This is a genomic window from Nocardia sp. NPDC056000 (assembly GCF_042269265.1).
GTDB lineage: Bacteria > Actinomycetota > Actinomycetes > Mycobacteriales > Mycobacteriaceae > Nocardia.
On record NZ_JBHJXS010000008.1, the window covers coordinates 278,848 to 289,704 of the forward strand.

Sequence of the window (10,857 nt, forward strand, 5' to 3'; positions counted from 1 at the left end):
GGGGCAGAAAATGCACCACGACGAGGTAAATCATGGTGGAGGTGCGGATGCGGTCCGGATGGTTGCTACGCAAGGTCATGCTCGTGGGGGCGGTCCTGGTGAGCGTGATCATCGCCGCCCCGGCCGCCACGGCGGAACCCGTATACCCCAGACCGGATCCGGACCCGTTCTACGCGCAGCCCGCCGATCTGGCGCGGCACGATCCCGGCGATGTGCTGGATTCGCGCATCATGCCGCCGCTGCCGTTCTTTCCGGACACCACCGTCACGGTGATCAAATTCCGTTCCACGAATTCGCGGGGCGCGCCGATTGCCGCGATCACCACCGTGCTGACTCCGCGCGAACATCGCCCGGATGGTCCGCTGCTGTCGTATCAGCACATCATCAATGGCCTGGGCAGCCAGTGCGCGGTATCGAAGGTGCTGTACACCTCGGACCCGAATCTGTTCGTCAAGGAATCGGTCGCTTTGAATGTGGCGCTGCGGCGTGGCTGGTCGGTGGCGCTGCCGGATCATCTGGGCCCGAATTTCGCCTATGGCGCGGCCAAATTGGGTGGTCAGATCACCCTGGACGGTATTCGCGCGGCCCAGCGGCTGCCGCAGTTGGCGGTGGCGAACAGTCCGGTGGCGATGGCCGGTTATTCCGGCGGCGGGATGGCGACCGCGTGGGCGGCCGCGCTGGCCCCGTCGTACGCGCCGGATCTGCGCATCGCGGGCGCGGCCACCGGCGGTGTGCCCATGAATATGCTGAAGATGGTGAATTCGCTGGGCTGGCAACCGCATCCGGCCTTCGGTCTGGCGATGGCGGCGGCTATCGGCCTGGAGCGCGAGTATCCGGATCGGCTGCCCATCAGCACCCAGATGAATCGTCAGGGTCTGGCGGCGCGCGATGCCATGGCCAATGGCTGCACGAATGAGATCATGGCCGTCGGGGCCGGTCACAGTGCTCGCGAATTCGCCGCCAGTACGTCGATGATCGATGATCCGGGCGTCCAGGACGTACTGCGCGAGAACAGTCTGGAGCTGTTCGACGGGGTGCCGAATATGCCGGTGTTCGAATGGCATTCGCCGAGTGATCCGCTGATTCCGGTGGATGCCATAGTCAATACCGATCGACGCTATTGTGCGGCGGGGGTGCGGCTGCAAATGGATGTGAACGCCTCGCCCGAGCACCTGTCCGCCGCGGTGTTCGGGGTGCCGTCGGCGCTGGCCTGGGTGGATGCGCGGTTGCGGGGTGAGCCCGCACCGTCGAACTGCTGATATACCGTCAATCCCCCAATACTGTTGCTCGTGAATCGCTTTCGCCGCGGCCCGACTCGCATGGGCCACGGTGGAGCGGTAAGAATGTCGCCCATGGATGCCGATTTCACCAACGGCTCGAGTTCTTCGCGGAACTCGCGTCAGGAGAACTACCGCCTCACCAATCCGAATGGCGCCGATTCGAACGGTTACGGCTCTCCGGCGCTGACCGGCGTCGATACCGGCTCCCACGCCACCCTCGGGCGCACCGCCCTGGACCAGCCGGAACAGCCGGTGCAGTGGTCATCGCCGATGACCCGCCGCACCGCCGAATCGGATCCGCCGCAGCGGCGTTCGGTCCAGGATTTCGCGTCGACCCCGCGCCTGTCGACGCCGGAGGTGGATACGCCCGCGCGTCGCTCGGTGCAGGATTTCGATGCCGCGCCCAACTTCACGGCGGATTTCCCCCCGGCCACCAATGGGCACGCGATCACCGAAGCGGATTCGCGTCGCGCGTCCCAGGATCTGGAATCCTCGCGCCGCGCCGCACAGGATTTGGAGGCGTCGCTGCGCCGTGCGGCGGAGCTCGAGGCGGCGGTGCGGCGTGCGGCCGCCGAATCCGATTCCGCCCCGCAGGCTCTCGCGGAGCCCGAACCCGGGTCGCGGCGTGCGATTCCGGAGCCGGAGCTCGCCTCCTGGCGTGCCACGCCCGAGCCCGAACTCGCGTCTTGGCGTGCGATTCCGGAGCCGGAACCCGCCTCCCGGCGCACCGCTCCGGAGCCCGATCTCCCGTCCCGGCGTGCGGCTCCGGAACCCGACCTGCCGTCTCGGCGTGCGGCCCCGGAACCCGAACTCGCATCCCAGCATTCGGCCGCGGACGTGGGCTCCTCGCACCGCGCGGTCGCCGAGGTCGACGCGCCCGCACGCCGTGCCGCCCCGGAGGTGAACACCCCCGCCGGTCATGCCGCGCCGGAGTCGAACGGGATCTCGCGCCGGGCGGAGCGGTCGAACGTCTCGTCGGGCCGCCGTGCCGCCCCGGAACCCGAACTGCCGCAGCCGGTTCCGAACGCCGATGGTGAGCGTGCCCGGCAGTTCCGCGCCGAGGACGCCCCCAATATCGATCTGCACCACATCATGGGCCTGCTGGTCGCCAGCCATGACCTGGAGGTGGCGGCGCAGGCGGCGGAGTCCGGTGCCGGTTCGGTCGCTGATTTGGCCGAGGCAGCACGCCGCACGCGCACGGCTGCGGTGGATTTGGTGGCGGCCTGGTACGGCGGCCCGGATCATATGCGCCGATTCGGCGAGGTGCTGTTACAGGCCGCGGCTGAAACCGCTTGATATCGCGCATCGTCCGGTGCGCTCCCGAATTCGGGAGCAGGGACCCGATGATGCCGGTTGACGATTTACCGCTCCGGCGTGGAGCGGAGTTGGTGTCGGTGCCCTGCCCGATCATGGTGGGGTGACTGGTGAATTGACCGCGGCGGCGGTGCAGGGGGAATTGTCGAAGGTCGCCGATGCGGGGGACGCCGTGCATCTGCGGCGCTTCTTCAAAACCGGGCCGGGTGAGTACGGCGCGGGGGATGTGTTCATCGGGGTGCGGGTGCCCAAGACGCGGGCGGTGGTGAAACCGTTCGCGGGTATGCCGCTTTCGGAGATCGATCTATTGCTCGACAGTGCGGTGCATGAGCATCGGCTGGCGGGTCTGATCATTCTGAATGGGGAGATGGCGCGGGCCACGCGCACCAGGGGTGCGGATGTGGCGGCGCAGCAGCGGATCACCGATCTGTATTTGGCGGCGGTGCGTCGTGGCCGGGTGAACAACTGGGATCTGGTGGACGCTTCGGCGGAGTTCGTGCTGGGCCCGTGGTTGCTGGCGCGCCCGCGCGATGTGCTGTTCGAGTTGGCGGCCGCGGATTCGCTCTGGGAGCGGCGGGTGGCTTTGCTGACGACTTTCGCGTTCATCAAGGCGGGGGATACCGGTACCACGCTGGAACTGTGTGAGCGATTCCTCGAGGACAAACGCGATCTGATTCAGAAGGCGGTGGGCTGGATGCTGCGCGAAATCGGTAAGCGGGTGGATCGCGCGATTCTCACCGGATTTCTCGACGCGCACGCCCCAGCTATGGGCCGGACAGCTTTGAGCTACGCCACAGAACACCTGACTTCGGAGCAGCGGGCGCACTATCGATCCCTGCGCTGAGCGGGGGAATCGGTGGAACGCGTGACAGTCACGCCCACCGTGCAATCCATCTGTTCATCTTCAGTTAAGTTTACGTTAACCTAGCGCAATCATTCTGTGACTTACCAAGAACAGACCGCGCGTCCGGTTATAGCCGGACGTACTCGACCTTCATGCGGAATCCTCCGCGATCCGAGACGCCTCCGGCGGCGGTGTTCACCACATAAGTCAGCAGGTCATCAGAATGCGAAAACTGTTTCCCCTAGCCGTACTCGCCGCGCTCGCGGTGGTGCCCGTCCAGGCGCATGCCGATGTCCCCGGCGTCCCGGCGGAGCTGCAGCAGCCCGTCGAGCAGGCTCAGCAGTTCGCTCGCACGCTGCCGGCGCCGCAGCAGGATCAGATCCGCCAGTTCACCCAGACGCTGCCCGCGCCGTACACCGAGCTGCTGCCGCCGACCTTCACCGATGATCTGGACGGCTGGATCAAGAACGCCCTCTACGTGATGGGCAAGAACAACATCCCGGGCGATTACGACAGCATCTTCCGGAACATCATCCGCGAGTCCGGCGGCAACCCGCGCGCCATCAACCTCTACGACTCGAACGCGGCGGCGGGCATCCCCTCCAAGGGCCTGCTCCAGGTCATCGACCCCACCTTCCAGGCGTACCACGTCGAAGGCACCTCCTGGGATATCTACGACCCGGTCGCCAACATCACCGCCGCCTGCAACTACGCGGCCCACCGCTACGGCACCATCGCCAACGTCTTCTCGGCCTACTGAGGCTGTCTCCCAACGAAATTGGCCGCCGCGTCACTGACGCGGCGGCCAATTCCGAGAATTGGGTAGCTAGAACTGGATCTTCAGGCGATCCGTCGTCGGCCGCGCCTGGCAGCCGAGGATGTAGCCGTTGGCGATGTCCTCGGGATCCAGGATCTCCGCGTTCTCCATCTCGACCGAGCCCTCCACGACGGTGCAGGCGCACGAGCCGCATTCGCCCTCGAGGCAGGAGTAGGGCACGTCCAAGCCCTTGGAGAGCATGATGTCGACCAGCGTCTGACTGCGGGGCCAGGTGAGTTCGTGTGTCTCCCCGTCGAGTTCGACCTCGACGGTCGCCGCGTCGGCGGCTTCCTCTTCGCTGATCTCGCTGGGCGCGACATCGGCGAACGGATCGCCGGAGAGCGAGTTGAACACCTCGGCGTGAGTCCGGTTGCGCGGCATCTCGTTCTGCGCGAGCGCGTCGTGCACCCGATCCATGAACGGCTTGGGCCCGCACATGAACGCCTCGTACCCGGCGTAGGGCGCGGTGAGGGTGGCGAGCGCGTCGGCGGTCGGCAGCCCCTGTAGATGCTCCAGCCAGTGGATGACCACGAGCCGCTGCGGATGCTTGTCCGCGAGTTCGCGGAGCTCCGAGGCGAAGATGACCGATTCGTGGTCCCGGTTGGCGTACACGACCACGATGCGCCCGTTGCCGCGCGCGAGCCCGGACTTGAGGATCGACATCACCGGGGTGATGCCGGAGCCCGCCGCGAACAGCAGCAGATCCTCGTCGAGGTTCTTGGGCGTGAAAACGCCGGAGGGCGGCAGTACTTCGATCTCGCTGCCCGCGACGAGGTTGTCGCACACCCAGTTCGAGGCGTAGCCGTCGACGGTGCGCTTGACGGTCACCTTGGGCTGGTCGTCGGTGTGGGGTGAGCTGGCGAGCGAGTAGCAGCGCGCGACGGACCCGGTGAGGTCGCTGGGAATGCGCAGGGTCAGGAATTGGCCCGGCTGGTAGGCGAAGCGTTCGCGCATATCCTCGGGGACGTCGAATACCAGCGATACGGCGTCGGCTGTCTCATTGATGACCGCGGAGACCCGCAGCACAACCGATCGTGAGCTGTGCGGTACGTCGACGGTGGTCATAGTGTCCTCTCGAACCCGGCGCGGTAAGCGATTCCGGCCCAGTGTGCCCAAACTAGAACGTGTTCTAGTTTAACTATACGGTGCTGTCTCGCTGCCGGACAAGCTGAGCCTCGAGACCGGCGACCAGCACATCCATCGAGAAGTCGTAGGAATACTTTCCGCGCAGGTCGCCCAGGTGTTTCATGGCTCTTTCCACCGCCTCGGGCAGCGCCCGATCCTGCAGTGCCCCGCGATCGCGCGGATTCACTTTGCTGCGCCCGAACAGATAGGTGTGGATGGTCGCATAGGCGGCGAGCACATTGCGTTCGTTGAATCCGGCGTCGAACAGGATCTCCATCACCGCGGCGATCAGGTCGAGCTGTTTGCCGAGCATCTGCTCGATCAGTACATCGCCGAGTCCCGGGTGCCTGCGCAGTTTTTCGTCGATCTGATCGATGAGGTCGCGCAATCGCATTTGCCAGGGCCCGAATTCGGGTGGCTGCTTGCGTACTCCGGTGAGGGCGGCGGTGGCGACGAGATCGAGTAGCTCGCGCTTGTCGGCGACGTAGTAATAGGGAGCCATCGGGGAGACGCCGAGTTCGCGCGAGAGCCGGCGCATGGAGAGTTTTTCCACGCCGTCCTGACGAACCACCCGCAATGCGGCTTCGACGATCTCTGCTTCGGAGAGAGTGTTACTCCCGCCCCCGCTGGTCTGCATACGTCCTACTCCCATGCCACCGGATTTCCGTTCCTGCCTGTTCACCTGCCGGTTTTTCCGCCCCCGCAGTGTAGAGCGCCGGGTGTTCGACCGGTTCCGCCACTGTGATCCGCACGGACTTATGGACTATCGGTGATAGTGAGCGGCGCGCCAATCATGATTGCCGGTGGTGTGCTGACCTAGCATTTCAGGAATGCGCCATGATCGCCTTCCCGATGGTTTCGGGGTGCGAATCGATCCGCGGGTGCGCACTTACTCCGGTGGACGGTTCCTGGTCGGCGGCACGCCGAACCGGTTGCTCCGCCTTGCGCCGGAGGCTGCGGCCATGATCGGTGACGGGTACCTCGAAGTTAAGGACCCTACTTCCGCCCGGGTTGCCAGACGTCTGCTCGATTCCGGTGTCGGTAATCCGCGGCCGCGGTTGCTGCCTTCGCTGGAGGACGTCACGGTTATCGTTCCGGTGCACAATGATCCGGATGGTCTGACTCGGTTGCTGTCCGCTTTGCGCGGTTATGCGGTGATCGTCGTCGATGACGGATCAGACCGACCGGTTCGAATTCCGGTGGCGCGCGCCAATCGCTGCCGGGTGACCGTGCTGCGCCGCGATAAACGCTACGGCCCGGCCGCCGCCCGCAATTTCGGATTGCGCTGCGCCTCGACCGAATTCGTGGCCTTCCTGGATCCGGATGTGGTGCCGCGCACCGGCTGGCTGGAGGTCATGCTCGGACATTTCAGCGATCCGAAGGTGGCGCTGGTGGCCCCGCGCATTCTGGCCATGGATCCGGACTCCACACTGCTGGCCCGCTATGAGCACACCCGCGGTTCGCTGCATCGCGGCCGCCGCGAATCGGCGGTGCAGGCGCACGGCCCGGTGCCGTACGTGCCGAGCACCGCACTGCTGGTGCGCCGCTTGGCCCTACTGGCCGAGGGCGGTTTCGACGAGTCCATGGCGGCGGGCGGCGATATCGACCTGTGCTGGCGGCTGGATCGCGCGGGCTGGCGGCTGCGCTACGAACCGGCCGCCCGGGTGGCGCACAGCAATCCGGTCTCGCTGCGAAAGTGGTTCGCGCACAAGGTGACCCACGGCACCGGGGTAGCGCCGCTGGGCCAGCGGCACGCGGGTATGGCCGCACCGCTGTCGATTCCGATCTGGACGGCCGTGGCCGCACTGCTCTTCGGCACCCTGACCCGCTGGGGTGCGGTCGGCGGTGTGCTCACCCTGGTGGCCACGCTCTTCCGATTACGCCGCGTCTTCGCCGAACTCGACAACCCGACCCGGGTCTCCGCCATATATATGGCGCGCGGATTCTCCGGCGGCCTATGGCGTTTGGCGTCGTCCCTGTGCCGCCATTACTGGCCGGTGACCCTGCTCGGCATGCTGTGCTCGCGCCGCATCCGCCACCTCGCGGTGACGATCGCGGTGGCCGACGGTCTGGCCGACTGGTTCATCCACCGCGAGACCGGCAGCCTGGACCCGACCCGCTACGTGGCCTGCAAACGCCTGGAGGACGTGGCCTACGGCACCGGCCTCTGGTGGGGCGCGGCCAAACTCCGCGATCTCGCCGCCCTACGACCCACCCTGCCCCCCAACTGATTTCGCGGTCAACCGCACCGGCATATGCCGCACGCCCGTGTGTTTGTTGCTGCGCGTGTATTCGATCGGCCCGGTGAGTTCGACGCCGTCGACCTGATCGAGCAGTGCGGTGAACACCACGCGCATCTCCATCCGCGCCAGCGCCGCACCGAGGCAGAAGTGCCCGCCGCGCCCGAATGCCAGGTGCGGGTTGGGTTTTCGGGTGATGTCGAAGCGGTGCGGGTCGGCGAAGACCGCCGCGTCGCGATTGGCGGAGGCCCACCAGAGGGTGATCTTGTCCCCGGCGCGGATCCGCTGTCCGTGCAGTTCGTGGTCGCGGGTGGCGGTGCGCCGGTTGTACGGCGTGGAGGAGGCCCAGCGCAATATCTCCTCGACGGCACCGTCCAGCAGCGTGCGATCCCGCTGGAGCGCGCGCCAGAGCTCGGGCCGTTCGATGAGCGCTGCCATGCCCAATGCGACGGAGTTCCTGGTGGTTTCGCTCCCGGCGGCGATGAGCAGGCTGAACAGCATGGCCTGTTCCATATCCGAGAGCGGTGCGCCGTCGATGGTCGCGGTGGCGGCCAGTGACATCAGATCGTCCGCGGGATCGCGTTTCTTGGCCGCCAGCAACCGCGTCCCGTAGGCCCGGGTCTCCGCAACGGCCTGCCGGGTGCGCTCGGTGATTTCGCCGAGTTCGCGATCCTGGTAGTCCAGCGCCACATTCGCCCAGCCGAACAGTCGATGCCGGTCTTCCTGCGGCACGCCCAGCAATTGCGCGACCGCCTGCAGCGGTAGCTCCGCGGCGAGGTCGATCAGGAAATCGCATTCGCCCTTGGCGACCGCCGCCGCGACGATGGCATCGGCCCGCTCGCGCAACTCGTCCTCGATCAGCCGCAGCGTGCGCGGTGCGACGCTCGGTGCCAACAGGCGTCGTACGCGTGCGTGCCGAGGGTCGTCCATCATGTTGAGCAAAACTCCGGCGGCCCAGTCGGCGGGCAGGTCTTCGATGAGTGTGCCGCCGCCGGAACGGTTTCCGCCGCCCTGTGAGGAGTAGGTGCCGGAATCCCCGGCCGCGGTGACGATATCGGCGTACCGGCTCAGTACCCAGAAGCCTTCCCCGTCGGGGGTGTGCGCGGTGGGCGAATGCCAGTGGACCGGGGCGTTTCCCCGGAGCCGATCGAAGTGCGCGTGTGGAAACCCGGCCGTGAAGAGGTCCAGTGCGGTCAGGTCGATATCGTCCACAACCCCGTGCTTACACCGTATGACGCAGTCCCGTGGCGGATCCGCAATTAGACGGGGCTCACATTCTGCGTGGTTCGGTTTCCGGTGTGACCTGCGGGACAAACGATCGGTCTCGTACTTGTGTGCGGTAGCCGGTCGGTACTCTTCGGGTACGGAAAGAAAGGCAAATGGTCAGCAATCTCGCAGGTGGGAGCAGTCCGCAGCACGGTGCCGAACCGGGCACTCAGTTGGGTGCGCTCGAGGCCTATGCCGCGCAAGCCCACGGATATCTCAGTGTGGGCGGCGAACAATTGGGTCAGCTGCCTGGTTTGTTGCGACCGATGGTGCTCGAGTCGTGGCTGCGCAGTGTGCGCGGCGGCGTCGATCCCATGGACGACAACGACGGCCGCGGACTGCGCGGCGCTGATCTCGAACGTTATCGCGACGCGCACCCGATCGCGGCGGTCATGCCCCTGGTGGACAAGCTGCTGCTGCGCGACGCGACCAGTACCGGTCTGATCGTCGTCATCGCCGATCAATTCGGCCGGGTGCTGTCGGTGCACGGTAATCCCGATCGTGTGCAGGCGGCGGCCGATGCCGGTTTGCGCGAGGGCAATGATCTGAGCGAGCGCCGGGTGGGCACCAATGCCGTTGGGCTGGTGGTGCGTACCGGTCGCGCCGCGTGGATTCACGGTCCGGAGCATTTCCTGCATCGCATGCATCAGATCACCGGTGCGGCCGCGCCCGTTCACGATCCGGACGGCCGCCTGGTCGGTGTGCTGATGATCGCGGGTGGGGTGCGGGTCGCGCGCCCGGAGATTCTGGCGCTGGTGAAGGCGGCGGCGACGGCGGCGGAGATGGATCTGCTGCTGGCGGCGGTGCGTTCGGGTCATGATCGCCGTGCGGGTGCGGACGCCCCGATGCCCGAGCGCCTGGGTCTCGAGGTGCTGGGCCTGGGCCAGCCGCAGTTGACGGTGGCGGGTGAGCGAGTTCCGTTGTCGCAGCGCCATGCCGAGATCCTGTTGCTGCTGGCCGAACATCCCGAGGGTTTGTCCGCGGATCATCTGGCGCTGCTGCTCGATGACGCGGATCTGGACAACGCCACGATTCGCGCCGCCATGTCGCGGTTGCGGTCGGTGGTGGGTCCGAATGTGTTCGGTTCGCGCCCTTACCGTTTGCGTGTTCCGATCGCCACGGATGTGGAGGCTTTGCGGGCCGCCCTGGATTCCGGGGACGTCGATGCGGCGGTGCGGCTCTATGCGGGTCCGGCGCTGCCGCGTTCGAATGCGCCGGGAGTTATAGACATTCGCGATGAATTGCGAGTGCGCCTGCGGACCGCCGTGTTGCGTTCCGGTGAAGCGGCGGTCCTGAGCAAGTGGACCGCGGGTGCGGAAGGCCGGGACGATGCGGCCGCGTGGGCGGTGTATCGATCGACCGTCGACCGTGATTCGCCACTGTATTCACAGATCGAGGCGAAGATTCGCGTGCTCGATCGGCGCATGGGCGCCGATGCAACGCAGATGCAACGTTTCGACTCATAGTCTTCGCAACCGAAAGTGCGCTCGGTCACACGTTGGCCTCGCCATGTGGTTGCACCCACATTCTCTGCGGTCTCCGCGTAATCTCCGGAACCAACTAGACGCTCGTCCAACTTTTTTTCGGGAAAAAGTTCCGTTTTATTCACTTTGCCCCTAGTCTTCGCAATGCATGGACGGCATCCATGTGATGCAGGCGACAGGGCATCGCTCACCAAGATCGAGTGGGCGCGGTGAAGTTGGAGGAGATCGACAGCACGACAAACCGATGCGGATGACCCGGAGGCACCCGCATCCCGGCCGAGGACAACGGGCACCCGGCCGGAGCGAGAACCAGTAGGAATCACGCGCGAAAGCGTCATCCCCGACGCCGCGCATTCGTCGAATCACCCAGGGCAGTGCGGTTTTCCGCGACCTGGCGGCCGGTTTCCCACCGGCACGCACAGGTCTATTTCGCGATGCCCGAAAGCGTTCGGCCACAAAGCAATTCGGGCAAATCGAGGAGGCTCTG

9 protein-coding genes are annotated in these 10,857 nt (G+C 66.0%); 6 read left to right on the forward strand and 3 right to left on the reverse strand.

The window, feature by feature from the left end; genetic code table 11:
* The first annotated feature begins 32 nt into the window (after positions 1-32).
* From ACFC4D_RS24705 to ACFC4D_RS24720, 4 genes are all read left to right on the forward strand, one after another.
* Positions 33-1,259, forward strand: coding sequence for a lipase family protein (locus ACFC4D_RS24705; protein WP_376066846.1), 1,227 nt, complete (start codon positions 33-35; stop codon positions 1,257-1,259).
* Positions 1,260-1,352: 93 nt separating this feature from the next.
* Positions 1,353-2,576 carry a hypothetical protein gene (locus ACFC4D_RS24710; protein WP_376066848.1) on the forward strand — a complete coding sequence of 408 codons (1,224 nt, stop codon included), beginning with the start codon at positions 1,353-1,355 and terminating at the stop codon, positions 2,574-2,576.
* Positions 2,577-2,697: 121 nt separating this feature from the next.
* A complete protein-coding gene (locus ACFC4D_RS24715) occupies positions 2,698-3,438 on the forward strand; it encodes a DNA alkylation repair protein (protein ID WP_376066850.1) in 741 nt (246 codons plus the stop codon).
* Between the two features lie 223 nt (positions 3,439-3,661).
* Entirely contained in the window at positions 3,662-4,198 is a 537-nt protein-coding gene (locus ACFC4D_RS24720; protein WP_364642644.1) for a transglycosylase SLT domain-containing protein, read from the forward strand.
* A 66-nt stretch (positions 4,199-4,264) separates the two neighbouring features.
* Here the strand turns inward: ACFC4D_RS24720 and ACFC4D_RS24725 are convergent, their stop codons facing one another.
* Together ACFC4D_RS24725 and mftR2 are read right to left on the reverse strand one after the other, a co-directional pair.
* Positions 4,265-5,320 (reverse strand): 2Fe-2S iron-sulfur cluster-binding protein, encoded by a 1,056-nt coding sequence (locus ACFC4D_RS24725; protein WP_375964525.1) that lies wholly within the window; start codon positions 5,318-5,320, stop codon positions 4,265-4,267.
* Between the two features lie 73 nt (positions 5,321-5,393).
* Positions 5,394-6,017, reverse strand: a complete 624-nt coding sequence (mftR2, locus tag ACFC4D_RS24730; RefSeq protein WP_375964527.1) for a mycofactocin system transcriptional regulator MftR2 — start codon at positions 6,015-6,017, stop codon at positions 5,394-5,396.
* A gap of 193 nt (positions 6,018-6,210) precedes the next feature.
* Here mftR2 and mftF point away from each other — a divergent pair, with 193 nt between their 5' ends.
* A complete protein-coding gene (gene mftF / locus ACFC4D_RS24735; RefSeq protein WP_364642635.1) occupies positions 6,211-7,611 on the forward strand; it encodes a mycofactocin biosynthesis glycosyltransferase MftF in 1,401 nt (466 codons plus the stop codon).
* Here the strand turns inward: mftF and ACFC4D_RS24740 are convergent.
* Positions 7,585-8,832, reverse strand: coding sequence for a cytochrome P450 (locus ACFC4D_RS24740; protein WP_376066852.1), 1,248 nt, complete (start codon positions 8,830-8,832; stop codon positions 7,585-7,587). The genes mftF and ACFC4D_RS24740 overlap by 27 nt on opposite strands.
* 167 nt (positions 8,833-8,999) lie before the next feature.
* On the opposite strand from ACFC4D_RS24740, the gene ACFC4D_RS24745 reads away from it, so the two are divergent.
* A complete protein-coding gene (locus tag ACFC4D_RS24745) occupies positions 9,000-10,352 on the forward strand; it encodes a GAF domain-containing protein (RefSeq protein WP_364642629.1) in 1,353 nt (450 codons plus the stop codon).
* Positions 10,353-10,857 lie beyond the last annotated feature (505 nt).

Excerpts from the sequence above, each read along its gene's own strand:
- ACFC4D_RS24710 (WP_376066848.1), top strand. The coding sequence starts at position 1,353 with ATGGATGCCGATTTCACCAACGGCTCGAGTTCTTCGCGGAACTCGCGT.
- mftR2 (WP_375964527.1), bottom strand. The coding sequence starts at position 6,017 with ATGCAGACCAGCGGGGGCGGGAGTAACACTCTCTCCGAAGCAGAGATC.
- ACFC4D_RS24725 (WP_375964525.1), bottom strand. The coding sequence starts at position 5,320 with ATGACCACCGTCGACGTACCGCACAGCTCACGATCGGTTGTGCTGCGG.
- ACFC4D_RS24720 (WP_364642644.1), top strand. The coding sequence starts at position 3,662 with ATGCGAAAACTGTTTCCCCTAGCCGTACTCGCCGCGCTCGCGGTGGTG.
- mftF (WP_364642635.1), top strand. The coding sequence starts at position 6,211 with ATGCGCCATGATCGCCTTCCCGATGGTTTCGGGGTGCGAATCGATCCG.
- ACFC4D_RS24705 (WP_376066846.1), top strand. The coding sequence starts at position 33 with ATGGTGGAGGTGCGGATGCGGTCCGGATGGTTGCTACGCAAGGTCATG.
- ACFC4D_RS24745 (WP_364642629.1), top strand. The coding sequence starts at position 9,000 with ATGGTCAGCAATCTCGCAGGTGGGAGCAGTCCGCAGCACGGTGCCGAA.